Here is a 25,353-nt window from a genome sequence, read left to right on the forward strand (position 1 = left end):
TTGTAATCAAGGAATTTTGCGCACAAAAAAAAGAACCCTGCATCTATTCAGGGTTCTCTTTATCTACGCCAATCAGATTAAGCTAATTTTGCCGGGTTTACTTTTACTCCAGGTCCCATTGTAGATGTGAGTGTCACACTCTTCAGGAACTGGCCTTTTACTGCTGCCGGTCTTGCTTTGATGATTGCATCAATAAGCGTCTGGAAGTTGTCCGCTAACTGTTCTTCAGTGAAAGAAGCTTTTCCAACCGGTACATGGATAATGTTTGTCTTGTCCAATCTGTACTCGATCTTACCGGCTTTGATATCTTTGATCGCTTTTGTAACGTCCATTGTTACTGTACCAGCCTTCGGGTTCGGCATTAAGCCCTTCGGTCCAAGTACACGTCCAAGACGTCCTACAACGCCCATCATATCCGGTGTAGCTACAACTACGTCGAATTCGAACCAGTTTTCATTCTGGATTCTCGGGATCAGGTCTTCTGCTCCTACGTAATCTGCTCCTGCTGCTTTTGCTTCTTCAGCTTTTGCATCTTTTGCGAATACAAGGATACGAACTTTCTTTCCTGTTCCGTGCGGAAGTACTACCGCACCACGGATCTGCTGATCTGCGTGACGTCCGTCGCAGCCTGTTCTGATGTGAGCTTCGATTGTCTCATCAAACTTTGCTGTTGCAGATTTTTTAACTAATGCTACCGCTTCGTCTCTGTCGTAAAGATTTCCTCTTTCGATCAGTTTAGAAGCTTCGATATATTTCTTTCCTCTTTTCATCTTATAACCTCCTAGTGGTAATATCGGGAGCGAGCCCTCCCACGTTTCTCAAGTTTACAATTAGTCAACTACTGTAACACCCATGCTTCGGCATGTACCAGCGATCATGCTCATAGCAGCTTCTACGCTTGCAGCGTTTAAGTCTGGCATTTTCAGTTCAGCGATTTCCTGAACCTGAGCTTTTGTGATCGTAGCAACTTTTGTCTTGTTCGGTACACCAGAACCGGATTTGATCTTACATGCTTTCTTGATCAGAACTGCTGCCGGCGGTGTCTTTGTGATGAAGCTGAAGCTTCTGTCATTATAAACTGTGATGACTACAGGAATGATCAGATCTCCCTGATCTGCTGTTCTTGCGTTGAACTGTTTTGTAAATTCTACGATGTTAACTCCGTGCTGTCCAAGAGCCGGTCCAACCGGAGGAGCCGGTGTTGCCTTTCCAGCAGGAATCTGCAATTTAATATAACCTTCTACTTTTTTAGCCATTATTTTGTACCTCCTTGTGGTATTTGCGGGGATTTCCCTCCCACTTGTTTTACGCTACATTTTCTTGACATCTGAAAAACCGATTTCCACCGGTGTTTCACGGCCAAATAATTCAACATTGATCGTGACGCTTTGCTTCTGCGTATTGATCGCCTGGATCACTCCAACCGTATCTGCCCACGCACCGGAGATGACGCTTACCGTATCGCCGACTTCAAAGTCCACAACAATATCTTCTTTCTGAATTCCAAGCGGTTCCATCTCTTCATCCGTAAGCGGCACCGGCTTGGATCCTGGTCCTACAAATCCTGTCACACCTCTGGTATTACGCACCACATACCAGGTATCGTCATTCATAACCATGTGAATCAGCACGTATCCAGGGAACATCTTTCTCTGGGCTGCCTTCTGAACTCCGTTTTTAAGTTCTACCACATCCTGCATCGGAACTCTGACTTCCAGAATCTGATCTTCCAGGTGTCTGTTTTCAATCGTCTTATCAATGTTGGCTTTTACTTTATTTTCATACCCTGAATAAGTATGAACTACATACCATTTTGCCGTTGACATATAATCACCTTTCTTACTGTCAGCTTCTTAGTGAACTAAGAAATCAATTCCGAATTTCAGGAGCGCATCCACAACAGAAATGATCGCTCCAAGGATCAGAGACACAGAAACGACTGCTACTGTTTGTTTTGCAAGTGTCTTTTTGTCTGGCCAGATGATTTTCTTAAACTCAGCTTTCAAGCCTTTGATCTTTCCAGGCTTTTTTGCTTCTGTTTTAGAATCTCCCATAACGTCCACTCCTTTTCCAAACGATTATTTCGTTTCTTTGTGTACTGTGTGAGACTTGCAGAATCTGCAATACTTCTTGGTTTCCATGCGTTCCGGATGAGCTTTCTTATCCTTAGTCATGTTGTAATTACGCTGCTTACATTCTGTACATTCTAATGTAATTCTTGTACGCACAACTTCCACCTCGCTTTTTTTCACTTCTTATTTTCTTGTTACGCGGCAGTTTGCGAAACTGCCTGATTTTAGGCATAAAAAAAAGACCTATACTTCCATTCGCCCTCACAGAATACCACAAAGTCAAGCGGAAATCAAGTCTTTTTCCAAACATTTTAATGTACAATCGCCATCTGCGTGTCTTTATCAAAGATATGCATCTTCGACAAATCCATGGCAAATGCGATCTCGTCTCCTCTTCTTGCTTTCGTATCAGATTTTACTGATGCCGTCAGCTTCTCTGAGTTTTTCTCACAGTACAGGCAGCACTTATCTCCCAGCATCTCGTATACCTCCACTTTTGTGTGGACCGTGGCATCCGGAAACCGGCTCAGCATCGTTTCATCGTCGTATAGATCTTCCGGCCGGATCCCAACCACAACTTTTTTTCCGGTATACCCTTTCCTGAGCAGCATGTCGCCTTTTCCTTTATCCGGAACAATGATCCCAAGTCTTGTTGCAAGCTTTACCTCTCCGTCGTTTATGATGCAGTCCGCCTCTAAAAAATTCATTTGAGGCGTCCCGATAAATCCGGCGACAAACATGTTGACCGGATAGTCATAAAGCTGGGACGGAGTGTCCACCTGTTGCATGACCCCATCTTTCATCACGACGATCTTTGTTCCGAGAGTCATCGCTTCCGTCTGATCGTGCGTCACATAAATAAATGTAGTGTCGAGATTTTTATGAAGATTCCGTATTTCTGTGCGCATCTGATTTCTCAGCTTCGCGTCCAGATTGGACAAAGGTTCATCCATGAGAAATGCTTTCGGTCTGCGCACGATAGCCCTTCCCATCGCCACCCGCTGCTTCTGGCCTCCGGACAATTCTTTTGGTTTTCTGTCCAGGAGCTCCTCTATTCCAAGAAGTTTTGCTGTCTCCAGCACTTTTTTTCTCCGCTCTTCTTTCGGCACTTTTTTCAGCTTCATGCTGTACGCAATGTTTTCGTACACTGTCATATGCGGGTACAGCGCATAGTTCTGGAAAACCATCGCCATATCCCTGTCACAGGATTCCACATCGTTCATGTACTCTCCATCTACGTAAAGTTCGCCTTCGGTAATGTCTTCCAATCCGGCGATCATACGGAGTGTCGTAGACTTTCCGCATCCGGACGGCCCAACAAAGATCACGAATTCTCTGTCATGGATATCCAGTGAAAAATCCCGCACCGCTGCCGCTCCGCCCTCGTATATTTTTGACACATGTTTCAGTTCTATTTCTGCCATCTTTAGATTTCTCCTTCCAGTGCATCTAAAAGCTTCGGTATCTCTTCTACCGATGGAATGATAAAATCTGCATATTCTCTTAAGTCCTTTTCTTTGCTTACTCCGCTCAGTACACCTGCAGATTTTGCTCCCGCTTTCTTAGCAAACAGCATATCGTTTCTCGTATCGCCTGCCACAAGCACCTCTGCCGGCTGTATCTTGTTCTGCCGTGCAAAATCAAGAAGCATATCCGGCGCCGGTTTTGGCTGTTTCCTCCCGTCATCCGCCCCAAGATAATCCAGGTACTCGAGAACGCCCAGCTTTCTCATACAGTTTTCCGCTGATTTTTGTGTGTCCGCTGTAGCAAGGCCGATACAGATTTCCCTCGCTTTCAGCTCCTCGAACAAACCCCCGAGTTCTGCAAGCGGAACAATCTTCGCGTCCTCTCCCTGCATCGCTTTTTCAAACATCCGTTTCATTTGATCTTCCGTCCGCTTTTTATCAAAGTCCAGACTGTATTTCTCCAAAACCCGGCCTATATCCTCCGCTATTTCTGCAAAGGATTTGTAGGCAAGAGCTCCGTTTGGATCGACTTGTCCATCACAGATCCCAATAGATTCATAGAGTGCATTTTCCAGGTCTTCGCATCCGCTGAATCCATTTCGGCGTATAAATTCCGGGACGACCTTCTGCGCCGCTTCCAGCCACAAGCCAAAAAAATCAATCAATGTACCGTCTTTATCAAACAATACTCCTCTAATCTTCATCAAATACCTCCAAAGCTTCCTTATAGTTCAAAAAGGCTGCTTTTTTCGTTCCCTGCCATACCGGGTTGCTGTACAGCAGAAAGTCCCCTTCTTTCGTCCGCACTTCAAACCGCGCCCAGTTCCATTCCCCTTCGCGGAATGCCACTTCGTCCGCCGCGCGGACGCCTTCTTGGGAAGCATCCGTCACAAGTTTCTTTCTTTCGCCGTTTACTATAACATAAACTTCCGGCGTTTGAGAACATCCTTTGACTTCGATCTCCATTTTTACTGTCCGATTACAGTTTTCCAGTTTATCTCCAGGAAGGAATTCTCGCCCTTCTGATTCAATCCTGATATCCGCCGTGCAAAACCTGCTCACATAGATGTGGCCTTTTTTTACACCTTCCACAAGCAGTTCCGGCGTGAGGGAATCACAGTGGACGTACGTTCCCGGATCCCCGGCTATAGACGGCAATGAAGCGCCTTCATACCGCTCTTCTGCCAGATTGTGAGAATCGCTTCCGCCGATTCCCCATATACGATGTCCGTTCTGCCACAAAAAGTCCAAAAATCGGATCGCCTTATCGTTGGACGGCTTCGCATCCGTATATGTCGGATCATTTATTATCTCTATGCAATCTATATCGGAAAGCCGCGCTTCCCCATACTTCCATTTCCAGATTGTCAGAAACGGATGATTTATGCTGACGATCCAGTTTCTTTTCTTTGCTTCCCGGATCGTTTCATGGAGATACTCTCCGATCTCCGGCTCCTGATTAAATTCCATGATCTCCGGCAGTCTCTCCGGCATCTTGTCAATGCCGATCAGATTACAGTGTCCGATCTCCGTCGTGATCTCCACTCCCGGCAAGATCAGCAGCGAATCATCGATCCAGCCGGTAGGAACAACATTATGTTCCGTCGGGACATAAAAATCCATATCCATCTCCACCGCTTTTCTCATAGCGTTTTCGATCGTCTCTTTTCCGTCAGAGAGATGTGTGTGCGTGTGGAAATCCCCTTTATACCAGCGTTTTCTGCTGCTGTAAAAAGTTTTTCTGTTATAATATCCAAGCCAAATCTGCTCTCTGTAGTGCCTGTCTACCCACAGACTTTTTCCGATGGTTTCCGTGATCTGTGCTTTACGGTCCGAGATGTGGAAACGAAGTGGAAATGTAAGGTCTCCAAGTTTCTGTTCGATATATTCTGTAAACAGAAAGACCGTAAGCGTCCATGTCCCCGCTCCAATCGGTCCCGGAACACCGCTGATGGTCGTATCTCCTGCATGTTTTCCTATTGAAATTATTTTTTCTCCGTATCCGGCCATTTTCTGGAACCGGATACGGTTTTTTTCGTCACGGATGACGATATAACCCATCAGGGCATACTCATCTTTTTCCACGTCTATTGAGATCGTAAGCCGCTTCAGCGGCTTTGTTATGACGATCTCTTCTGTGAGTTTTTTCGGCGTGGATTTATTGATAAAAAGTGTGATTGATTTTTCCATACTATTTTACGTTGTCAAGCGCCTCCTGTGCTGTTTTCTGCGCTTCATCCAGAGCTTCTTTTGCAGAGATCCCTTCGATCTCTACCTTATCTGCGGCGATGGTAAGCGCATCGATGATCTTTCCTCCCGTCGGGTCGTTGATGGAAAGGGAACCATGCATGGACTGTGTAAGCGGCACAAGAGCCTGCGGGTTTTCATCTGTGTAGGCCTTAAATTCCGGATCCTCCTGTGTGGACTTACGAACTGCAACATATCCTGTATTCATAGACCATTTTGCCTGGTTCTCCGGCTCTGTGAAGAATTTCATAAATTCATAGACACCTTCTTTTTCTTCATCGGATGATCCGTCAAGCATAACAAACTGGAGCGCATCTGCCGTCGGCGCAGATGGATTTTCTCCCCATCCCGGCTGTTCGAAAGCGCCGACTTTTGTAAAGTCAAGGTCTGCCTGATCTCCTGAAGATCCGGTATATCCGCCAGCTTTATCCTGGAGTACGTCGTCAATGGTCTTATACCAGTATTCCCATCCCTGTCCTCCGGAATGGATTGTCATGATCTTGTCTTCGTGTATCCACTTGCGGAAGCTTTCCCACACTTCTACCCACTCTTCACTGTTGATCAGCACAGTCTTTCCGTCGTCACTTATAAATTTTGCACCGTTGCTAAGAGATGCATCTACCAGATTGCCATATCCCCACATCGGTTCCCATCCATAGAACGCCTCCCCTTTGGACATCTTCTTTGCGGCTGCTTCCAGATCCTGCCATGTCTTGATAGATGCCGGGTCAATACCTGCGTCGGCAAAGGCCTGCTTATTGTAATACATAACCTGAGTCGTCCCGTAAGCCGGAAGGGCAAAGAGCGCTTCCCCGTCGTCTGACAATCCCTGGTCGTAGAAAACTTCAATATAATCCTCTTTCTGAAAGCTGTCGTCCTGTTCGATGAATTCATTCAAATCGGACACCTGTTTTTTTTCATACAGATTTCTCGACTTATCCACGTCCAAAAGAGCGATATCCGGTGCATTTTTCCCGGCTATACCTGCCTGCAGTTTTTCATATGTCTCTGTATAGTCTGCCTGTGTTGTTCCTTTGATTTCATATTTGTCCTGTGATTGATTAAACTCTTCTACAAGATCTGTGAGGACATTTACCGCCGTTTTACCTCCTGAGTACCAGAAGTCGATCTGGATCTTTCCATCTTCTGTCTTCTGTGTCCCGCCAGACTTCTGTCCGTTTCCACATCCTGTCATCAGTGTTGCTGCCATCGCCGCTGCCAGTAAAGCACATAAAATTCTCTTTTTCATCTGATTTTTTCCTTTCTTTTTCGCATCTGTAAATAAACTGTAAATCCTACCCTTTCATTCCTGTGTCGCCGCCAATTCCGTTGATAAACCATTTCTGTGTGAATGCAAACAGAACAAGGAGCGGGATGACGATCACAGCACTTCCTGCCATGACAAGCGACCAGTTGGTGCCGTAGGCGCCGCCTTCTATGAAAAACTGCCGCAGCCCCTGCGACACAAGACTCAGCCTCGTATCATCTGTGATCAGGGACGGCCACATGTAATTGTTGTAGCATGTGATAAAGCTCATAAGCCCAAACGTGATAAACGATGATTTGGTCATCGGCATCACGATCTTCCAAAGTGTCTTCCAATGTCCGGCTCCGTCTATTCTTGCCGCCTCGATCAGCCCTGTCGGTACCTGCATAAAAGCCTGCCGCAAAAGGAAGATTCCGAAAATACTTACCGCACTGGATATGATCAGACCAGTATATGTATTCAACAGGTTCATATTGGCAAGGATGATGTATGACGGAATGTAGGTTGCCGCTGTTGGAAGCATGTATGTCCCCATAATGATGGCAAAGAGGGCCTTCCTTCCTCTAAAGTGCATGAATACTATGGCGTATGTGATCATTGCCCCCGTCACAAGCTGGATCGCTACGGTTATAACAGAGACATAAAGACTGTTTCCGATATAGCGCACGATGGGGGACTGAAAGATGACCTCCGTAAAATTCTGCCACTGTGGATTTTGCGGGAAAAAGGCGCTCACGTCCATGATTTCCTCTTTTGTCTTCAGGGCACTTAAAATCATCCACAGGAACGGAAATGCTGTTACTGCGCTGGCCATCAGAAGCACAATTTTTTTTACCCATTCTGCAGCTGTGCTTGACGCTTTCTTCTTTTTTCGATGCACTGCCGGCCTGGCTGAAACTTCTGTTTTCAAATTCAATGTTCTCTGACTGTCCATTTTCTTGCCGCCTTTCTAATAATGTACCCACTTTTTGGATGCCCTGAACTGCACCGCTGAGAGCAGGACTGTGATCACGATCATGACCATGGCTACCGCTGTTGCCTGCCCCATGTCAAACTCTTCAAACCCAAGCTGATAATACATGTAAAGCAGTGTTCTCGTACTTCCGGACGGTCCTCCCTGGGTTAGGATCTGGATCTGATCGTACGCCTGCAGAGAATTGACCATCGTGATGATCATGAGGAAAAATGTGGTAGGCGATATGCTCGGTATCGTGATGTCGCGGAACCGCTGCCACTTCCTCGCCCCGTCAAGCCCGCACGCCTCATAGAGTTCAGACGGTACTTTTTCCAGCGCGGAAAGGTAGAAGATCATCGCGTATCCAAGACTCTTCCATACCGTTACGATGATCACCGCAAGCAGGGCTGTATCTGAACTTTCGATCCATTTCAGACCAGGCATATGAAAGAAATTCAGCACCGCATTTGCGATCCCTGTATCCGGATCAAAAATCCATACCCAGACAATGGAAATAGCGACTGTCGGCGTGATCCATGGCGAGAACAGAATAAATTTGTAAATGCCGCTCCCCCGGAAATGTTTCTGCAGAAGCAGCGCCAAAAGCAGCCCTCCCACTAATGTCGGAATCAATGTCCCAAGTGTAAAAATCAACGTATTCAGTAATGCATCGTAAAATCTGGCATCCTTGAACAAGGCGATAAAATTGTCAAGGAACACAAAATCGTATGTCGGACTCATATAATCCCAGTTTGTAAAACTGATAAACAGCGATCGGATAATCGGATAAATCCAGAAAACGACCAGTGGGATCAATGCCGGTACTACAAACAGCAATACATTTGCCGAATACTTCCAATCTCTTTTTTTACGTTCCAATGCTTTTTCTCCCTTCTTTTGATTGACGTGAACAGTATAACGGATACACGTTAAAATCAACCTGTGCACAAAGTTAAATGAGCGTAAAAAAGAATGCACGTTTGTATAATTTCACGTGCATTCTCTTTGCATTTCTCATTTTTCTTTTACAAAAGTTTACATTCTTGTCTTGCCCGCTCTTCTGATCGCAAAGCAGACAAGCAGCATGACCGCCTGCGTGACCGGAAGCGAGATCCATACTCCGGATAGTCCCGAAAAAAGCGGAATGACAAAAAGCAGGATAGGAGATATGAAAAAAAGCTCACTGTAGACAAGTCCCATTGCCTGTCTCACGCACATCGTTGCGTTCATATAAGAAACGTTGAGTTTCGCATTTCCCATAAATAAAAACGCCACAGCACTCAATCTCATACCTGGCACAAACATCTTTCCCGCTTCCCCTGACATCCCAAAGATACCTGGAATAGCTGGAGCTGCCGCCGTCACAAGCAGACAAAATCCAACTCCAAGCAATATCAGACAGATACGCGCCGCCCGCTGTATAAATCTGCAGATGTCCTCTCTTCCTGCTCCGTGATAATAACTCACAAGCGGCTGTATCCCATCGCCCACTCCTGTGAGCATAGACTGAACCGGAAAAACGACGTAGGAGATGACCGCATAACAGGCAACCGCCGTATCGCCCCCAAATCCTCCACATCGATAGTTTGTAAAAATCAGCACAACCGATGGTCCGATGGACAGTCCAAACCCAGGAATTCCTGTCTTTAGAATCCGCCAAACCTGTCCTGCCTTGAACGAAATCTGAAATTTCAGTTTCTCCTTTCCATAGAGGCAAAAAAGCGCAATAGCCATGACGACACACTGTGCCGCCACCGTCCCGATGGCTGCTCCCCGGATACCGATCTTGACCCGGAACATGAGGATATAATTCAGTGTGACATTTACTGCCATACCGGTTATCATAGCCGCCATCGCCTCAAAAGCCCGATGCCTGTTCCGAAGCACAGGGACAAGTCCGGCTCCAAGGACCTGGAATACAGCGCCCCCGGCGATCACTGATGCATACTCCCATGCATATCTGTACACTTTCCCCTGAGCTCCCAGAAGACTAAGGAGCGACGGTCCAGCCACGAGAAACAGCACGCTGATCAACGCCCCAAAAAGAAAAAGCGATGTGATCGTCACATGAAAAATCGCGGAAGCTTCTTCTTCCTCCTTACTGCCCATGCATCTGGAATAAAGAACGCTCCCGCCGATCCCGATGCCGATCCCAAGCGCCGTGATGACTGCCGGTATCGGCCATGCAAGATTGACTGCCGCCAGCCCGTCATCCCCTACAGCATGTCCGATAAACAGTCCGTCCACTACCGAATACATTCCTGTAAAGCATAGGGCAAATATTGTAGGTATGCAGTCCCTTGCCATCTTTTTCAAAATTGCTTTTCTGTTCATCTGTGTATGTCCTTTTCTTTTGCATTTGCAGCATGGATTTTGTCCGTACTGCCGTTCTATAGGATATCACAGAATTGTAAATTTTGTTCGCAAATAGAGTAAAAAATATGTTTATTCTTTATTTTGCCAGTTTCTATTTTCCGAGTTTCTCTTTGATGAACTCGTGGACCTCCTCCGCAGGAATCTGAAGAGAGACGGCAAGTTCGTTATAAAGCGCATCCTGTGCCGCTTTGAAATAGCGGCTGTCAGCCGATGTCATCTTTTTGCCCTGCGCTTCCCTTCTCGTCTTCCTTCTGTAGATCGTCTTCATCAGTTTGACAAGTTCTTTTCCATCGCAAGTCTTGATCGCCTCTTTGTATGTCTCCTCACGTTTTTTCTCCTCCCGAATCTGAAGTTCTGCTATTCCATTCATCGCGTCGATCAAATCCAGCGCCTCTTTCTCTGTCATAACGTCCCTCAGCGGGACTTTCCGGCCATCCACCGGCGCAAACACCGTGCTGTCCTTGCTGCGGCACGGGACGAGCGTATAGTACATTCTGTCCTTTTCTGCGGTTAGTGTTTCCAGGGTTCCGATCTTTTTTACTTCACAGACTCCGTTATGTCCATATACAACAAAGTCGCCTACTTTAAACATCTGCTTCCCGCCTTTCTACCTATTTATATATAGTTTAGCATTTTTTTGGTATTTTAGTAAGCGGAAAATAAATTTTCTCTAAAAACCGGCGTTTATTTGTTGTTTTTTGTTGTTTTTTGTCCTTTTTATCCCGTATATTTGCATCTTCTTATGCCGCATGGTGTTTTTCTGAACCCCTCTTTTTACACACTGCATCAAATTCCCGAAGCTTCTGCTCAGCCTCCGGGCTTAGATTTTCCGGCACCTCTATCTGTACTGTCACATACTGATCTCCGTATACTGACGGATCTTTCATGGAAACGATCCCTTTTCCTTTCAGTCTTATCTTTGTACCGGACTGTGTACCCTTGCGAATGCTGCAGACCACATTTCCAGTCAGTGTCTGCACAACAGCCTCTCCTCCCAGGGCAGCCGTTGCAAACGGAATACGTACAGACGAATAGACATCCATTCCCTTTCGTTCAAATCCCGGCTTCTTTTCCACATTGACCCGCAAGAGCAGATCCCCTGCTTCTGCTCCGCCTTGGCCCGGCATCCCTTTACCCCTGAGCCGGATACTCTTACCTGTGTCAATGCCGGCCGGTATATGCACTTTCAGCGACTGTACGCTGCCATCTTCTTTCTGGATACGGATCATCTTTTCACAGCCAAACACCGCCTCTTCAAAACGCAGAGAGACGTCGCTTTGAATATCACTCCCCCTCATTCGAAATGTCTGCCCGCAAAATCCGTCCCGAAATCCCTTTTCTCTTCTCCCGGCACCGCCACGGAACATATCTCCGAAAATATCTCCAAAAATATCCTCCATATTGCCGCTTTCGAAATGAAATTCCCGGTATCCTCCATTCCCGTCAAACCCGCGGAAACCTGAGCCGGATGCGCTGCCGCCGTACGTCTGGGCACTTCCGTCAAAGGCACTGTGCCCGAACCGATCATAAAGCTTCTTTTTTTCCGGATCGCCAAGCACATCATATGCTTCCGTGACTTCTTTAAATTTCTGCTCTGCCGCTTTGTTTCCGGCATTGGTATCCGGGTGGTATTTCTTCGCAAGTTTCCTGTATGCCTTTTTGATCATCGCTTCGTCTGCGTTTCTGTTTATGCCTAATACATCATAGTAATCTCTTTTTTGTGTCATTTTATTACCCTCTCCAAAAACTACTGTTCTATATGTAATATAACAATTAATTTTCAGATTGTCAATTGTTCCAAGTGGAGATTGACACAACTTCCACTACTCCAGGAAAATTTTTCTTGTGACAAAATTATATACCATGACGATCACTGTAGCTGCAACTTTCACAAACAGATAGTTCCACCCGATGACATCCGTCCCTGTCTTCATGAGAATCTCTGTCAGAGCAAGCCCGATCACACTGAATACCACAAACAGCACAAAATTCCGGCCCTTTCCATAGGCCGGATTTGTGTTGAACACGTATTTGACACTCAGCAGATAGTTAACTATGACCGATACTGTAAAGGAAACCCCTGCCGACAGCAGATAGTATATGTCCATCCACTCTGTCAGCACATACAGCATCCCGAAATCGATAACAAAACAAAGTATTCCTACACCGCCAAATTTTATGATCTGCTCTGCTAATTTTCTTCCATTTCGCATATTCCCTGCTCCAATACCTGTAGTCTGAATTCGAATTCCCGCTTTTCAATCTTGATAATCTCGTCCAATACCATGCCGTTAAAAAAAGCCATCAGTGCAGCCATCATCATGAACCCGCAGACAATCAATGTAGGAAACTTTGCCACCATTCCCGTCGCAAAAAACGGTACCAGAACCGCCGGAACAAATACCGCCGCATCTATGAGGATCAAAAGAACCGCAAGCACTGTAAAAAAGTGCATCGGCCTGTAATTTTTCCACAGTTTCACGATGGTACGCAGAACAGCTATCCCGTCTGATATCGTATTGAGTTTGGACGTACTCCCTTCCGGACGGTCTCGGTATCCGATAATGACATTGTCAATATCCATATTTTTGTCAACAGCGTGGATCGTCATTTCCGTCTCGATCTCAAATCCCTGCGACAACACCGGGAAACTTTTCACAAAAAGATAACTGAAGGCACGATATCCGGTCATCACATCCCGAATATCGTTTTGAAACAAACGATTGATCCATGATCGGACCATCCGATTTCCCGTATTATGAAACCGTCTTTTATTTTCTGTGAAATAGGTGGATGACAGACGGTCTCCCACAACCATATCTCTCTGCTTTTTCAATACCAGGTCTGCCATCTCTCTGGCATTTTCCGCCGGGTAAGTATCATCCCCATCTACCATGATATAACACTTGGCGTCGATCTCCCGAAACATCCTTCGGATTACATTTCCTTTTCCTTGTTTGTTTTCATAACGGACTACCGCGCCTGCATTTCTTGCGATTTCATCTGTATGATCCGTTGAACAGTTGTCATAGACGTAGATGACCGCCTCCGGCAGCACTCTTCTGAAATCTTTGACGACTTTCCCTATTGTCTGGCTTTCATTATAACATGGAATCAAAACTGCAATCTCATCCATCTTTTTTCATCTCCAACTTTCTCTCTCTTTTATCTTGATATTACTATTAATCTTTTTGAATCAAATAAAATTTCCAAGCGCATGAATCAACATTGCACAAAAAACAGTCAAATCTATCATACAAATGGCCCCATAACTGTTCCATGGCACATATCCCCCGTTTCTCGCTGCCTGCCTCTGAGGTTTTATTCCCAGAAGTAGCGGATAAAGAAGAGGGATGAAATATCTTCCCTGGATTCCTTCTATCCATCTTTGTCCGACCGGAGTCCACTGCCCGTACAGCGTCACAAAGATCAAGAAGAAAATAAAGACAGATGTCCCGACCATCAATGCCCGAATCGGACGTTTAAATGAATATCCTTCCGTATCATTGTCGAGGAATACATCCGCTGCCAGAATAAATGCAAACGGAAATACAATGAACGGCGGAATCTGAATCGTAAGCCATCCCATCTGATCCCCCAGCATCTGCATGAAATAATCCATCCATGCGATCTCCAGCGTCCGGAAAAATGTGGCACAAAATCGAAGTGGATGAATCAGGATATATTTGAGCTGCTCTGCCGTGTCCACATTGACATCTGCTTTTATCCCGCCAAGAAAAGACGATGCGATGGCAAGCCAGCCAAATGTCAATATAACGATCGCACATCCTGCGATCACAACATGCAGAAAGAATGATTTCCTGCTCTTAAATCGTTCGATCGGAATCGCAAACAACAGCAGACAGAATGGCACGTATACAATCTTACAACAACACAGAAAGACAATCAGTGTATACAGTACTGCAATTTCTTTTTTTCCAATCACACCTTTTTTCTTATACCTCAAAAACAAAATATATGACGTAAAAAGAAGTACGACTGCCAGCGCCAGTCCATCGGCTGAAAGGGAGTTTGCAGCCTGAAGGCTCATCGGCAGAAGGGCAATCATCGCAATGAGATTTTTTCCAAAAGGCGCCAGTATGATGGCCAAAACGTGTCCAGGTTCGGCTCCCGGAGGGAATCCTCCACACTTTTGATATCAATAGTGTGGTAGCCAACCTTTTACAAAATGCCATCGAAGCTTCCTCACAGTCCGCGGAAAAATATCTCTCCCTTTCCTTGTCCCTCAGCAAAGGCGTCTTAAAACTCCGAATAAGGAACAGTTTTTCGGAAGAGGCAAAGCCATCCCGCTCCCGTCTCTTCTCTGCTAAAAAGCAAGATACTCTGCACGGCTTCGGTCTTCGCAGCGTCCGCCATATCGTAGAAAAATATGATGGAGTTTTAGAACTGAATAAACAAGGGAATATGTTTGAAGCCACTGCCATCCTTTATCTTCCGGATGAGGCGGATAATTAAATACGATTCAAAGATGGAAAACTGATTTTTACATAAAAACCCGCTTAATTTTACACTGTCCGGCACAGCAATCTTTTTCTGATAATATGCCAAAGGATGTCCGATCCATGCTATATAAATCATCAGAAAGAGAGGTACACAAATGCAAAAGAAAGCTTGCGCTATTGCTGCTATACTGAAAAAAATGATTATCAAAACTGCCGTTTTCATGGCAATTCTGGATGCGAATCAGGCCTGTGGATTTTGGGGGTATCAGGAGTCGGAACCGAAATCGGTAAAAAAGCTCCGTAAATTCTAAGCGCCGCCATGAAACTTTCAGAAAGACTTGCAAAAGATGGACTCATATCCTCCGAGGAATTGCCTGTCGTTGCATATGGACTTCGAAGTCTGCGGGATAATGTGCTGAGTTTTATCATTACCGTCGGAATCGGCTTTGTTTTTCAAGATATTGTTTCCGCTATTCTCTTTTTCTTTTTTTGTTTTCCGCTTCGAAGGAGTGCCGGCGGATATCACGCACAGACACGTGTCAGGTGTCTTCTTTTTTCTACCGGTCTCCTTCTTTCCATGTGGACTTCCTGGGAGTATATGAGGATATTTCAAAGCTGCCGTTTGGTAGCTTCTATTTTCAGCACGGCCATCCTTTTTATCCTTGTCCCAGCAGAAACACATAACAAAAAGCTGGATCCTGCCGAGCGTGCCGTTTACGGCAGACGCGCCCGCCGGATCGCATTTCTGGAGCTTTTTTTGTGTTTTATTTCTTTTCATATGAAATGGAACCTGCTTTTTAAAAGCACTGCCCTCAGTTTATATACCTCTTCCATCGCTGTGCTGGCAGGAAAGTGGGTAATGCGGAAATAAATATTTTTCCTCCATTTGGTTGCTAAAAATGCCCGATCTGATTTTTATTAGTCAGATAGAAGAATCAGATTCGATCGGGAGGAGGCCGAAGAGTATGGAACAAACAATCGTGGACGTTGCTTTATCACAGGGAATCTGGGCTGTAGTCGCAATATTCCTGCTGCTCTACATCGTAAAGTCAAATGAAAAAAGAGATGCAAATTACCAGCTGTTGCTGACAGATCTGATGGATAAATTCTCTATTTTGCACGAGATCAAAACGGATGTTGAGAATATCCAGGATATCCTTGATAAAAATCTGGAAAGCCCTGAGAAAAAAACATAATACACCCCGAAAACGGTGCTGCTGCGAGAGTCTTAAATCAGACTCCAAAGCAGCACCGCTGTTTTTATTCTTCATTTCCTAAAAAAGTGTTGACACTTCCATTGGAACTGTATATAATCATACTGTCCGAAAACATACAGTATGATTTGAGACAAAGTGGAGGTGGTATATTTGAAAGAATCAGATTCAGAGAAGTTGAAGCTATTCCGCGAAACGTATAAGGATCTGGAGGGGATCTACGACATATTCCCGAAGCTCTGTGGGTTGTCCGGGACAGAATACTGGGCTTTGACTATGATAAATGAAGGGATTACCACACAACATGGAATCTGCGAACGCCTTACCCTCAGCAGGCAGACTGTCAATTCCGCTTTTCGGCAGCTTCGAAAAAAAGGACTGATCCGTCTGGAAGCCCTGGATGACAATCTGCGTGTCAAACATATTTATCTGACAGAAGCAGGGAAGGACTTTGTGGAAAAAGAACTTCAGTATATGCATGGCCTCGAACAGGCGGTCTGGCAAATGTTTGAAGATAATGAAAAGGATGAGCTGGTCAGACTACTTGATAAGTATAAGACACTGCTCTTAAAAAAGCTGAAAGATTACAAGAAAAATGAAACGGATTCATCGGAGGACTTGCAGTCGCAACTGTAAGAACGAGGAAGATGTCGAGTGCGCTCGGTTTTTTTAGAAACCAGCGCGCTTTTTTTATTTTACAGAACTTGATCAAACAGCAGGAGGATTATAACAATGAAACTGATTTTAAGGTTTATAAAACCGTACTGGAAACTATTTACACTAACATGCATCCTGATTATCGTAGATGTGGCTGGGGCTTTATATATCCCCACATTAATTGCACAAATGATGAATGAGGGAACCGCCCAAAGTACACTGCAGGATCTTTATATGACAGGGATTCAGATCGTGATCGCATCGGTCATATCCGGAGCAGGCGCGATCCTTGGGGCATGGTCATGCTCTCAGCTCTCCTCCAGAGTATGTAAGGACATCCGGGATGCTCTTTACAAAAAATCTCTGAAACTATCTATCCTATGATTTTAAACAGTTCGGTACAGCGTCCATTACCACAAGAACGACCGCGGATATCACGAATATTCAGACCGCGCTGATCAGCTTTATACAGATGGTACTTCCTGTTCCGGCGATATTTATCATTGCCCTGATTCTTACATTTCATCTGGATACGTGGGCCGGCTTTCCATTATCGGACTGTCTATCATCTTATATACGGCGCTTACTATTTACACACCTTTTAAAAGCGCGGAAGTTATCGATGCCATCTGGCAAAGCATCCAGTCTTCCAGAGAGCAAGGCACAGCCTTTGTCCTCACATGGGATGGACTGGGGAAGGATATCCTGTCTCTGACTACCCTGTATTTTTTTACATGGCTCTTCTATTATCTGCAGTCATTTTTGATGGCAAACGTGGCAGACATGCTTGTATTGAATCTAAGACAGCAGATTGCAGCAAAATTAAACGTCCTTCCTTTGAAGTTTTTTGACCAGAACAAATCCGGCGAAATTTTAAGCCGTTTGACCAACGACCTTGACAAGATTACAGAGACATTACAGACGGGTCTTTTGAAACTCATCGTTGCCGTGGGAACCATCATCGGTTCAATAGCGGTCATGATCTATTACAACGTATTTCTCACTGTCATATTTCTGATTTTCATGGCGATCAGTATGCTGATCACACGCGCAGTCGCCGGAAAAAACCTGAAGTATGCCGCTCTTCGCCAGGATTCCATCGGGGAACTGACGGGGATAGTGGAGGAATACTACACCGGAAGAAATATTATCAAAGCATATAACCGCGAACAGGAAAGCATTGCAAAGGTTCGCAAAAGCACAGAAGAAAACCGTCTGGCATCTCAGAAAGCCGACTTTATGACAAACAGTGTAAATCCTCTGATCCGTCTGGTCACAAGACTCGGTCAGGCAGGAATCGCCGTGATCGCAGGGGCAGCCATGCTCAAAGGAACAATGACTATCGGTGTGGTACAGGCATTTTTCCAGTATGTCAATCAGGCGGCTGAGCCTCTGACCCAGGCGTCCTTTATGATCAATACGCTGCAGTCCGCGCTGGCATCTGCAGAGCGTACATTTGAACTCCTTGACGATACAGAGGAAGTTCCGGATACAAAGACACCTGTTGTCCTGGAACACGCAAAAGGGACCATCTCCTTTGAGCATGTAAGCTTTGGCTATGATCCGTCAAAAATGCTGATGAAAGATATCAGCTTTACAGCAAAGCCTGGACAGAAGATCGCCGTGGTCGGAAGCACCGGAGCAGGAAAGACAACACTGATCAATCTGCTGATGCGATTTTATGAAGTAAACGGCGGACAGATTCTTGTGGACGGCATACCGTCTGTGAATCTGACAAGAGAGGGGCTGAGGCAGAATTTCGGTATGGTCCTCCAGGATACGTGGTTATTCGGCGGGACGATCGCAGAAAACATTGCCTACGGAAAACCGGATGCCACACGGGAAGAAATCATCGCGGCTGCCAAAGCTGCCAAAGTAGATTATTTCATCCGGACCATGCCGCAAGGTTATGACACTATGCTGGACAATGAAGGCTCCAATCTATCCGTAGGACAGAGGCAGCTTTTGACAATTGCCAGAGTATTCCTGTGCAACCCACCTATTCTGATCCTTGATGAGGCGACGTCAAGCGTGGATACGCGTACGGAGACAGAAATCAACAAAGCCATGCAGAAACTGATGAAAGGCAGAACAAGTTTCGTGATCGCGCACCGCCTGTCCACCATACGGGATGCCGATATCATCCTCTTTATGGAGAACGGTAATATCATCGAGCAGGGAAACCATGCGGAACTTCTGGCAAAGAAAGGGGCTTATGCAGCACTTTATTACAGCCAGTTTGCATAAAAATCCTTGAAAAAGGGGTTATCAGCTTCTCACATACAACGGCCAAGTACGTCCTCCGGCTTCCATTCCCTTGCCGGAAGGACGATGGCCTGTTCTTTGACCACTTCACGGATGATCCGAAGCTCTATTTCCTGTCTGTGCCGGAAATGGGCGATCAGATCATCCCACCCCTGATATCCCCGTTCCTGACCATAAGGAGAATGCACCAGATAGGACACCATCAGGCGGTACCACACTTCCTCTCCCCTTGTATCCACACGCTCTCTTTTTATCTCTTCTGTGATTTCCTCGATTTGATCACTGAATAAATACAATAAAAGGAAATCCTGTCTGTTTATGGACGCGTACAATATTTTGTAAAAGTCTAAAATTTCATCGTCACTTACCTGCTGAAACAGGATCAGTTCGTCCAATATATTCTGCATAAATGCACATTCGAACAGATGGGCTGTCCTGGAAAACTTCCGGTATCGAGACAGAATGATCTCTTCCAAATCATGCAGAGATTTTCTTCCTCCATAGATTTCAAACGTTTCCATTTCTTTGTGGAATCCCGGTATATCTGTTAGGATTCCTGTGTAAGGCACAACATAATGAGCGCCCTCCTCAATCGTCTCCCGCCTGATCTCTTCACGAATCGGGACATATTTTTCCAAAATTCCATCGTACTCCTCTTTTGTCATCCAGGCACACCATGCTAAATCTACCGGGGAATACTCTCCTTCCCTGCAAACACGATAATAAGGAAATGCTGCAGAAATTTTTCTTTGCAAAGTTGATTTTCCCATGCCGGGAAGCCCTTCAATAAATATATTTTTCATAGTCCCTCCCTAGTGTCGGCGTGTAAAAGGCAGCCATATCGTCTTTGTGGCAATTTTCTCGCAGAATCGTTTGTCATGCTCCACAAACAGCATCGTCGGCTCATACTCCAGCAGCAATTTTTCAATCTGCATTCTGGAAAACACATCGATGTAATTAAGAGGTTCATCCCATATATACAGATGCGCAGGAGTAAGAAGGCTGGCAGCCAAAAGCACTTTCTTTTTCTGGCCTTCCGAATAGTCTTCCATATTTTTGGCAAACTGAGCCCTGTCAAAATCAAGCTGGCGCAGTATCGCACAAAACAGACTTTCATCCAGCTTCCGCTCGATGCAGAATTCGGACACTGTGCCTCTTAATCCCGATGTATCCTGATCTACATACGAGATCACAAGCCCTGAGGCCGTCTCACAAACACCGCTTTCCACAACAGGAAGACACGTATCTGCCACGTTTGCTTTTTGCAAGATCATCTTGATCAGAGTGGATTTACCGCATCCGTTCTCCCCACATACTGCGATCCGCTCCCCTCTTTCAACTGTAAATGTAAGATCGGTAAATACCGGGCCATCCGCTCCTCTATACTGTAAGCTATAATCTTTTACATTTACAATCCGTTCCTTGTGATGCACAAGCGGCATAAGTTTGAGATCTGCTGTTTCTTCTATGTCTGCCAAAAGCCCTTCTTTCTCATCGATCTCCCGTTTTAACCTCTTTTCCATCTGCTTTACACGGCTCTGCATCTTCTTCGTCTTTCCGCCGATATATGCCCTTGTAGGTCTGTCATGTTCTTTGACAGGATCATATCCAATCTTCGTGCGCTCATTTTTGTCCGCCCACCGTGTACTCTGCGCCGCTGCCTTCTTCAGCTTTCCAATCTCTTTCAGATGTTTTTCATTTTCCGTTTTCATAAACAGATCTTTCCGCCTTTTGTTCTCCCACCAGCTGGAAAAATTGCCGGCCTGTACTTCGATCGTCTGCCGGTTCAGTACGAGGACGTGGTCGATGCAGGCATCCAGAAGGTCCCTGTCATGTGAGACAAGAATAAATCCTTTCTTGGAAGACAGATATTTTTTCACACACTCTCTCGCCCCTTCATCCAGATGATTGGTAGGCTCGTCTATCAGCAGGAAATCATCCTCCCCGGAAAAAAGCACTGCCAGCAGAATCTTTCCCCGCTGTCCTGGACTTAGTGTTTTGAAAGGCCGATATAAAATTTCCGCACTCTCTTCCAAAAGATTCAGCTCACATATTACACGCCACAGCTCGCACCCTGCCTTCAGATCTTCCACAAAGTCTGCTGCCGGCATCTGTATATTCTCTTCCGTGATCTCGTAGGGGAAGCAGTCAAATACCGCCGCGGCACTGATCTTTCCCTGATATGGATAGTTTCCCATCAGCAAATTCAGAAACGTTGTCTTTCCTTTTCCGTTTCGTCCTATAAAGCCAAGTTTCCAATCCGTGTCAATGACAAAAGAAACATCTTCGAATACATTGTCAAAACTGCCTTCGTAACCAAATGTCAGATGACTGACCTGAATCTGTGACATACACATCTCTCCTTTCGGAATTTCAAAATCAACAAAAAAAAGAACCATTTGCTGCCAAACAGTTCCATTACATCCTTATACCTCAATTCCCAAAAGATTTCAGTTTTGCGCACAAAAAAGAGAGGTTATGAGATCATAATCCACTTTTGGCAACATGATAAGACAGCCCCGCGCATATCGCCCGGCATACTGTCCAAAAACTCTCATGCATTCAAAAGTAAATTATTTCCTCATCTTTCCACCTCTCTTCTTACACTGCTATTATCTTAGCACGTCGGTCTGTACGTGTCAACAACAAAGAATCCTGCGCAGTGCGCAGGATTCTTCGTTCATTATGATTAAGATGCGGATGCTTCTTTCAGTTCTTTGGAAAGTCCGATTCGATTTGTCTTAAAGTGGAAGAATGGACGCTCATCGATCTGGATGATATCAGCCGGATACATGTGCGGTTCCAGGCATTCCTCTACTTTTTCCCTGATATCATCGACCGTATATCCATCTTCCAGGACAACATAGAGATACGGCACGAAATATCCCGGATGTGCTTCATCTTTTAACAGAACGAAAAATTCATCGTCAATTCCTTCAATCTGTGCATTTGCAACAAGATTCTCCATTGGAAGTATAGCAAGCTCTCCTCCTCCATAACGTGGAGAGTATCCACGGTTCAGGACATAGAGAACTCCGTCCTCATCCATGTATCCGAGATCTCCTGTATGCAGCCACACTCTTCCGTCTGCATGTTTCTGAAGTGCTTTAGCTGTCGCTTCCGGATTATCATAACCCAGCATATTTCCAGGACCGGTCTTGCAGATTTCGCCCATCTGATTGTAAGACAACTCTTCCTGTGTTCCCGGTTTGAACACACTTACGATGCTGAGCGGCATCGGCACGCCTACGTTTCCGTCACGGATCGGTTTCGGCGCCATCGGAAGAGAAAAGTTAGATCCCGCCTCACTGCTTCCGTAACCGGTTGTTACGCGGATATTACAGTTATGCGCCTTTAAGAATTTCTCAATTCTATCCAGCTGAACATTGTTGCTTGCCTCACATCCAGGACCTGCAGCAACAAGATGGGACAGATCATAGTCCTCCGGAACACGTCCGTTTCGCATAACAGTCTCAATAAACATCGGAATGATCGGCCAGTTATTTGCTTTATATCTCATCAATTCCAGATCCACATCTTCCACAAAGCAGAATGGATCCAAAATCAAAAGTTTATTGGATGACAGCGGCAGCAAAACCATAGACACAACTACAGCTACCAGCGCCGGCGGCAGACAAGTTACCATCCAGTTAGCACGTTTTCCTTCTGTTCCGCCGTAGAAGTTCATCTGGCAGATGATGCCAAGCATCGTATTTGCAGAATGGATAACCTGTTTGGACGGTCCTGTGGATCCGCTTGTATATGCACGGAACAGCGGGCGGTTGATATCACGCTCTGCTTCTACTTTTCCTGTATAGTTTTCTCCCTGTGCAATAAACTCTTCCCAGCTCATAGTAGCCGGTCCGGAAGCACACGCAGACGGATAATTCTCGTTTAAGCATGCCTGGATATGTGCCGGCATCGCATCGCGGTCTCCATGATGCAGCGGGGATAAAAGCACAATCTTTTCCACACTGCTGTCATTTAAAAATGCATGCATTTCTTTTTGGGACATAAAGTCATGGGCGATGATCGCCTTCGCTTTTGCTTTTCTTGCCGCTTCCACGTTTTCCGCCACCGTATTGTCACGGCAGAGAATGGATGCTCCGATTCTTTCCGCAGCAAGAAGCAGCGGAACAAATTCAGGAACCAGACGCAGATAAACCGGAATCTGATCTCCTTCTCCAAATCCCAGCGCTCTGAGTGCACGGGCACATTTGTCCGTCTCTTCAAAAATGTTCTTCCAGGTAATATCTTCTCCGTAATAATGCATTGCTACAACGTCCATTCCCGGACAGCACTGTTTCAAGTATTCCTCTACTGTACATTCCGGCATTTTTATCATCTGCATCAACATATCCGGATAATATTTCATCCACGGACGGTCAACACTTGGTTTTCCCGTCAATATTTGCTCTTTGTTCATATCTTCTACCTCTTAAAATTCCTAATTCTTTACTTATATGTAAGTATGTAATATGCGCTTACTGGTAGAATGGTATCATTTTACTAGGTAAATGGCAAAGGACAGAACATGAGAATCCTGTCCCAAAAGATTGTCAATGTGACAAAAAGTGAAATTATGTGAATTTTAGTGAAATTGCTTCTTCTTATCTTACTATCTCTTTTGTTTGTATTGTTTCTTTGTCAGTGAAAATTGTCTTAAAATCTTTTGTTTTCCGAAAATAATTTCTTGTCTTCCCATATCCGTTTTGGTAAATCCGGCTTTCATAAATAATTTTACTGCCTCAGTACGGTCTTCAGGGAACATATCCAACAGTACTTCTACCCCATTTTCTTCGAAAGCAATACGTTCCAACTCTATCAATGCAGGATAAGCATACCCTTTTCCCCTGTATCTGGAAGCAATGACGATCCCTACCATATGAGCACTGATATCATCCTGATATTGATAATAGACTTCCCCTACCGGAATCTTCTCTTCAGCATCGTAAATATATGCAAAATACATCTTTTTCGTCGTTGTCCATTTGTCATACCATTCCTGCAGCTGTGTATCCGTTTTTCGAATTGTTCCCGTAGCTTTATCATATCCATCCACTTTCATATCGAATCCTGCATTGTATGCCATAGTTTCTGGATCCATCATCCACGCTTTCCTGTGGTGTAACTCATCTCTATCCGGAATTTTCAAATAAATGTGTTTCACTTCCATTCCCCCTGACAAATAACTTTTACGTGATATGATTTGCTTTTTTCATCTTTATAATCTGTTCTTATCTCCCCATTCACACATACCGTCTAAAATCGGAATCAGGGACTTTCCACGTTCTGTAAGACTGTACTCTACTTTCGGTGGGATCTGAGGATATTCTTCCCGGTGGACAAGCTGGTCCGATTCTAATTCCTTTAACGTAGAGCTGAGAGTCTTGTAAGAAATTCCTCCGATATATTTTTTCATCTCATTAAAACGGACAACTCCAAATTCCATCAGGGTATAAAGAATCGTCATCTTGTATTTTCCATTAATCAGCGACAAGGTATAACTAAACCCAGTAGTACTGAGGCATTCATTGGATATACATCGTTTACTCATTTTACGCTCTCCTTTAGGTAAGTATCGCACTTTTATGTGCGTACTTGCTTTTCTTTCTGTTCTTGCTATGATTATAATATCAATAATATAGAAAGTCAATTGTCCACTATGTGAAGAGCAACTGGACTTTCAGACAGGAGGCAACATTTATGAGCAAAAAAATCGTCATTTTAAATGGAAGCCCACGTAAAAAAGGGAATACATCCGCTCTCATAAAAGCATTTACAGAGGGCGCTGAATCGGCAGGAAATGCAGTGAAAGAATTTTTCCTGGACAGTATGAATATTCATGGGTGTAAAGGATGTTTTGGGGGCCACAGCAACCAGGAGTGTCCTTGTGTCCAGAAAGACGATATGAGCAAAATCTATCCATCTGTGAGAGACTGCGATGTGATCGTGCTTGCCTCTCCACTTTATTACTGGAATATGAGCGGACAACTCCGGACCACTGTCGATCGGCTGTTCGCACTGGAAGAAGGAGATGGCAATCTTCTGAGAGGACACAACAGATCTTCTGCACTTCTGATGGCTGCAGAAGGAAACGACTTCAGGGACGTTCTTCTTTACTACGATCATCTGATGGAACATCTGAAATGGAAAAACCTTGGCCACGTTCTCGCCGGAGGAAATGGGGATATCGGCGATATTGACGGGAAGCCGGAATTGCAGCAGGCCTTTGAACTCGGAAGGTCCATCCAGTAAATCAAGAAATTTTATAAAGGCGCAGGAATATCCTGATCTTCTTTCGTTTCGATCATTCCTGCGCCTCATTTCTTTCCTCATTTTTTTCTTAAACTTGCCTGTTTTTCGGTTCT

At 45.0% G+C, this 25,353-nt stretch carries 30 protein-coding genes; 8 read left to right on the forward strand and 22 right to left on the reverse strand.

Annotated elements, in window-relative coordinates:
- Nucleotides 1-77: 77 nt before the first annotated feature.
- From rplA to FLB61_RS02780, 17 genes are all read right to left on the reverse strand, one after another.
- Nucleotides 78-770 (reverse strand): 50S ribosomal protein L1, encoded by a 693-nt coding sequence (rplA, locus tag FLB61_RS02700; RefSeq protein WP_087199829.1) that lies wholly within the window; start codon nt 768-770, stop codon nt 78-80.
- A 60-nt stretch (nt 771-830) separates the two neighbouring features.
- Entirely contained in the window at nt 831-1,256 is a 426-nt protein-coding gene (gene rplK, locus FLB61_RS02705) for a 50S ribosomal protein L11 (protein ID WP_087212546.1), read from the reverse strand.
- 54 nt (nt 1,257-1,310) lie between these two features.
- Nucleotides 1,311-1,826, reverse strand: coding sequence for a transcription termination/antitermination protein NusG (nusG, locus tag FLB61_RS02710; RefSeq protein ID WP_087199833.1), 516 nt, complete (start codon nt 1,824-1,826; stop codon nt 1,311-1,313).
- Nucleotides 1,827-1,853: 27 nt separating this feature from the next.
- Entirely contained in the window at nt 1,854-2,054 is a 201-nt protein-coding gene (gene secE / locus FLB61_RS02715) for a preprotein translocase subunit SecE (RefSeq protein ID WP_087199835.1), read from the reverse strand.
- Nucleotides 2,055-2,078: 24 nt separating this feature from the next.
- Nucleotides 2,079-2,228: a 50S ribosomal protein L33 gene (gene rpmG / locus FLB61_RS02720; protein ID WP_087200040.1), complete on the reverse strand. Its 150-nt coding sequence runs from the start codon at nt 2,226-2,228 to the stop codon at nt 2,079-2,081.
- A 155-nt stretch (nt 2,229-2,383) separates the two neighbouring features.
- Entirely contained in the window at nt 2,384-3,496 is a 1,113-nt protein-coding gene (locus tag FLB61_RS02725; protein ID WP_221919336.1) for an ABC transporter ATP-binding protein, read from the reverse strand.
- A 2-nt stretch (nt 3,497-3,498) separates the two neighbouring features.
- Complete coding sequence (locus FLB61_RS02730; protein ID WP_087212543.1) at nt 3,499-4,242, reverse strand: HAD family hydrolase; 744 nt, start codon at nt 4,240-4,242, stop codon at nt 3,499-3,501.
- On the reverse strand, nt 4,232-5,728 hold the full coding sequence (locus FLB61_RS02735) for a CehA/McbA family metallohydrolase (protein WP_087199840.1): 1,497 nt from the start codon (nt 5,726-5,728) through the stop codon (nt 4,232-4,234). The genes FLB61_RS02730 and FLB61_RS02735 overlap by 11 nt, the downstream gene beginning before the upstream one ends.
- Nucleotide 5,729: 1 nt before the next feature.
- Nucleotides 5,730-7,034 carry an ABC transporter substrate-binding protein gene (locus tag FLB61_RS02740; protein WP_221919337.1) on the reverse strand — a complete coding sequence of 435 codons (1,305 nt, stop codon included), beginning with the start codon at nt 7,032-7,034 and terminating at the stop codon, nt 5,730-5,732.
- Nucleotides 7,035-7,080: 46 nt separating this feature from the next.
- Nucleotides 7,081-7,866: a carbohydrate ABC transporter permease gene (locus FLB61_RS02745; RefSeq protein WP_405121560.1), complete on the reverse strand. Its 786-nt coding sequence runs from the start codon at nt 7,864-7,866 to the stop codon at nt 7,081-7,083.
- 135 nt (nt 7,867-8,001) lie between these two features.
- Nucleotides 8,002-8,886, reverse strand: coding sequence for a carbohydrate ABC transporter permease (locus FLB61_RS02750; protein ID WP_221919338.1), 885 nt, complete (start codon nt 8,884-8,886; stop codon nt 8,002-8,004).
- A 156-nt stretch (nt 8,887-9,042) separates the two neighbouring features.
- Nucleotides 9,043-10,341: an MATE family efflux transporter gene (locus FLB61_RS02755; protein WP_221919339.1), complete on the reverse strand. Its 1,299-nt coding sequence runs from the start codon at nt 10,339-10,341 to the stop codon at nt 9,043-9,045.
- A 133-nt stretch (nt 10,342-10,474) separates the two neighbouring features.
- The gene (locus tag FLB61_RS02760; RefSeq protein WP_087199852.1) at nt 10,475-10,975 is read right to left on the reverse strand and encodes a CarD family transcriptional regulator; all 501 of its coding nucleotides are present in this window, start codon (nt 10,973-10,975) and stop codon (nt 10,475-10,477) included.
- 148 nt (nt 10,976-11,123) lie between these two features.
- Nucleotides 11,124-12,110, reverse strand: a complete 987-nt coding sequence (locus FLB61_RS02765; protein WP_221919340.1) for a DnaJ C-terminal domain-containing protein — start codon at nt 12,108-12,110, stop codon at nt 11,124-11,126.
- Nucleotides 12,111-12,206: 96 nt separating this feature from the next.
- Complete coding sequence (locus FLB61_RS02770) at nt 12,207-12,596, reverse strand: GtrA family protein (RefSeq protein WP_087199856.1); 390 nt, start codon at nt 12,594-12,596, stop codon at nt 12,207-12,209.
- A complete protein-coding gene (locus FLB61_RS02775) occupies nt 12,575-13,519 on the reverse strand; it encodes a glycosyltransferase family 2 protein (RefSeq protein WP_087199858.1) in 945 nt (314 codons plus the stop codon). The genes FLB61_RS02770 and FLB61_RS02775 overlap by 22 nt, the downstream gene beginning before the upstream one ends.
- 60 nt (nt 13,520-13,579) lie before the next feature.
- Nucleotides 13,580-14,494 (reverse strand): DUF2142 domain-containing protein, encoded by a 915-nt coding sequence (locus FLB61_RS02780; protein WP_221919341.1) that lies wholly within the window; start codon nt 14,492-14,494, stop codon nt 13,580-13,582.
- 29 nt (nt 14,495-14,523) lie between these two features.
- On the opposite strand from FLB61_RS02780, the gene FLB61_RS13440 reads away from it, so the two are divergent.
- From FLB61_RS13440 to FLB61_RS02815, 7 genes are all read left to right on the forward strand, one after another.
- Nucleotides 14,524-14,859 carry a GHKL domain-containing protein gene (locus FLB61_RS13440; RefSeq protein ID WP_405121559.1) on the forward strand — a complete coding sequence of 112 codons (336 nt, stop codon included), beginning with the start codon at nt 14,524-14,526 and terminating at the stop codon, nt 14,857-14,859.
- 184 nt (nt 14,860-15,043) lie between these two features.
- Complete coding sequence (locus FLB61_RS13315) at nt 15,044-15,157, forward strand: cyclic lactone autoinducer peptide (RefSeq protein ID WP_221919403.1); 114 nt, start codon at nt 15,044-15,046, stop codon at nt 15,155-15,157.
- Nucleotides 15,158-15,165: 8 nt separating this feature from the next.
- Complete coding sequence (locus FLB61_RS02795) at nt 15,166-15,717, forward strand: accessory gene regulator B family protein (protein ID WP_087212506.1); 552 nt, start codon at nt 15,166-15,168, stop codon at nt 15,715-15,717.
- A 94-nt stretch (nt 15,718-15,811) separates the two neighbouring features.
- Nucleotides 15,812-16,042: a BhlA/UviB family holin-like peptide gene (locus FLB61_RS02800; protein WP_087199874.1), complete on the forward strand. Its 231-nt coding sequence runs from the start codon at nt 15,812-15,814 to the stop codon at nt 16,040-16,042.
- A 171-nt stretch (nt 16,043-16,213) separates the two neighbouring features.
- The gene (locus FLB61_RS02805; RefSeq protein WP_221919343.1) at nt 16,214-16,696 is read left to right on the forward strand and encodes a MarR family winged helix-turn-helix transcriptional regulator; all 483 of its coding nucleotides are present in this window, start codon (nt 16,214-16,216) and stop codon (nt 16,694-16,696) included.
- Nucleotides 16,697-16,792: 96 nt separating this feature from the next.
- The gene (locus FLB61_RS02810) at nt 16,793-17,101 is read left to right on the forward strand and encodes an ABC transporter transmembrane domain-containing protein (RefSeq protein WP_221919344.1); all 309 of its coding nucleotides are present in this window, start codon (nt 16,793-16,795) and stop codon (nt 17,099-17,101) included.
- Nucleotides 17,102-17,251: 150 nt separating this feature from the next.
- The gene (locus tag FLB61_RS02815) at nt 17,252-18,964 is read left to right on the forward strand and encodes an ABC transporter ATP-binding protein (protein WP_330625478.1); all 1,713 of its coding nucleotides are present in this window, start codon (nt 17,252-17,254) and stop codon (nt 18,962-18,964) included.
- Nucleotides 18,965-18,993: 29 nt separating this feature from the next.
- Here FLB61_RS02815 and FLB61_RS02820 read toward each other — a convergent pair whose 3' ends face one another.
- The 5 genes from FLB61_RS02820 to FLB61_RS02840 all read right to left on the reverse strand — a co-directional run bounded on the left by FLB61_RS02820 (nt 18,994) and on the right by FLB61_RS02840 (nt 24,539).
- Nucleotides 18,994-19,785: a P-loop NTPase family protein gene (locus FLB61_RS02820; protein WP_221919345.1), complete on the reverse strand. Its 792-nt coding sequence runs from the start codon at nt 19,783-19,785 to the stop codon at nt 18,994-18,996.
- A gap of 9 nt (nt 19,786-19,794) precedes the next feature.
- Complete coding sequence (gene abc-f / locus FLB61_RS02825; RefSeq protein WP_221919346.1) at nt 19,795-21,333, reverse strand: ribosomal protection-like ABC-F family protein; 1,539 nt, start codon at nt 21,331-21,333, stop codon at nt 19,795-19,797.
- Nucleotides 21,334-21,671: 338 nt separating this feature from the next.
- Entirely contained in the window at nt 21,672-23,408 is a 1,737-nt protein-coding gene (locus tag FLB61_RS02830) for a class I adenylate-forming enzyme family protein (protein ID WP_221919347.1), read from the reverse strand.
- A gap of 192 nt (nt 23,409-23,600) precedes the next feature.
- Nucleotides 23,601-24,152, reverse strand: a complete 552-nt coding sequence (locus FLB61_RS02835) for a GNAT family N-acetyltransferase (RefSeq protein ID WP_221919348.1) — start codon at nt 24,150-24,152, stop codon at nt 23,601-23,603.
- A gap of 54 nt (nt 24,153-24,206) precedes the next feature.
- Entirely contained in the window at nt 24,207-24,539 is a 333-nt protein-coding gene (locus tag FLB61_RS02840) for a winged helix-turn-helix transcriptional regulator (RefSeq protein WP_221919349.1), read from the reverse strand.
- 149 nt (nt 24,540-24,688) lie between these two features.
- Between FLB61_RS02840 and FLB61_RS02845 the strand changes: the two genes are divergently transcribed.
- A complete protein-coding gene (locus FLB61_RS02845; RefSeq protein WP_221919350.1) occupies nt 24,689-25,240 on the forward strand; it encodes a flavodoxin family protein in 552 nt (183 codons plus the stop codon).
- Nucleotides 25,241-25,353 lie beyond the last annotated feature (113 nt).

The sequence above is a fragment of the Sellimonas caecigallum genome (genome assembly GCF_019754295.1).
Classification (GTDB): Bacteria; Bacillota; Clostridia; order Lachnospirales; family Lachnospiraceae; genus Sellimonas; species Sellimonas caecigallum.

What these genes read in the sequence shown, in the direction of transcription:
- FLB61_RS02770 (WP_087199856.1), bottom strand. Translation starts at nt 12,596, where the DNA reads ATGCGAAATGGAAGAAAATTAGCAGAGCAGATCATAAAATTTGGCGGT.
- FLB61_RS02725 (WP_221919336.1), bottom strand. Translation starts at nt 3,496, where the DNA reads ATGGCAGAAATAGAACTGAAACATGTGTCAAAAATATACGAGGGCGGA.
- secE (WP_087199835.1), bottom strand. Translation starts at nt 2,054, where the DNA reads ATGGGAGATTCTAAAACAGAAGCAAAAAAGCCTGGAAAGATCAAAGGC.
- FLB61_RS02845 (WP_221919350.1), top strand. Translation starts at nt 24,689, where the DNA reads ATGAGCAAAAAAATCGTCATTTTAAATGGAAGCCCACGTAAAAAAGGG.
- FLB61_RS02745 (WP_405121560.1), bottom strand. Translation starts at nt 7,866, where the DNA reads ATGGCCAGCGCAGTAACAGCATTTCCGTTCCTGTGGATGATTTTAAGT.
- FLB61_RS02800 (WP_087199874.1), top strand. Translation starts at nt 15,812, where the DNA reads ATGGAACAAACAATCGTGGACGTTGCTTTATCACAGGGAATCTGGGCT.
- FLB61_RS02730 (WP_087212543.1), bottom strand. Translation starts at nt 4,242, where the DNA reads ATGAAGATTAGAGGAGTATTGTTTGATAAAGACGGTACATTGATTGAT.
- FLB61_RS02765 (WP_221919340.1), bottom strand. Translation starts at nt 12,110, where the DNA reads ATGACACAAAAAAGAGATTACTATGATGTATTAGGCATAAACAGAAAC.
- FLB61_RS02830 (WP_221919347.1), bottom strand. Translation starts at nt 23,408, where the DNA reads ATGAACAAAGAGCAAATATTGACGGGAAAACCAAGTGTTGACCGTCCG.
- FLB61_RS02840 (WP_221919349.1), bottom strand. Translation starts at nt 24,539, where the DNA reads ATGAGTAAACGATGTATATCCAATGAATGCCTCAGTACTACTGGGTTT.
- rplA (WP_087199829.1), bottom strand. Translation starts at nt 770, where the DNA reads ATGAAAAGAGGAAAGAAATATATCGAAGCTTCTAAACTGATCGAAAGA.
- FLB61_RS13315 (WP_221919403.1), top strand. Translation starts at nt 15,044, where the DNA reads ATGATTATCAAAACTGCCGTTTTCATGGCAATTCTGGATGCGAATCAG.
- FLB61_RS02810 (WP_221919344.1), top strand. Translation starts at nt 16,793, where the DNA reads ATGAAACTGATTTTAAGGTTTATAAAACCGTACTGGAAACTATTTACA.
- FLB61_RS02740 (WP_221919337.1), bottom strand. Translation starts at nt 7,034, where the DNA reads ATGAAAAAGAGAATTTTATGTGCTTTACTGGCAGCGGCGATGGCAGCA.
- FLB61_RS02755 (WP_221919339.1), bottom strand. Translation starts at nt 10,341, where the DNA reads ATGAACAGAAAAGCAATTTTGAAAAAGATGGCAAGGGACTGCATACCT.
- FLB61_RS02820 (WP_221919345.1), bottom strand. Translation starts at nt 19,785, where the DNA reads ATGAAAAATATATTTATTGAAGGGCTTCCCGGCATGGGAAAATCAACT.
- rplK (WP_087212546.1), bottom strand. Translation starts at nt 1,256, where the DNA reads ATGGCTAAAAAAGTAGAAGGTTATATTAAATTGCAGATTCCTGCTGGA.
- FLB61_RS02735 (WP_087199840.1), bottom strand. Translation starts at nt 5,728, where the DNA reads ATGGAAAAATCAATCACACTTTTTATCAATAAATCCACGCCGAAAAAA.
- nusG (WP_087199833.1), bottom strand. Translation starts at nt 1,826, where the DNA reads ATGTCAACGGCAAAATGGTATGTAGTTCATACTTATTCAGGGTATGAA.
- abc-f (WP_221919346.1), bottom strand. Translation starts at nt 21,333, where the DNA reads ATGTCACAGATTCAGGTCAGTCATCTGACATTTGGTTACGAAGGCAGT.
- FLB61_RS02760 (WP_087199852.1), bottom strand. Translation starts at nt 10,975, where the DNA reads ATGTTTAAAGTAGGCGACTTTGTTGTATATGGACATAACGGAGTCTGT.
- FLB61_RS02795 (WP_087212506.1), top strand. Translation starts at nt 15,166, where the DNA reads ATGAAACTTTCAGAAAGACTTGCAAAAGATGGACTCATATCCTCCGAG.
- FLB61_RS02775 (WP_087199858.1), bottom strand. Translation starts at nt 13,519, where the DNA reads ATGGATGAGATTGCAGTTTTGATTCCATGTTATAATGAAAGCCAGACA.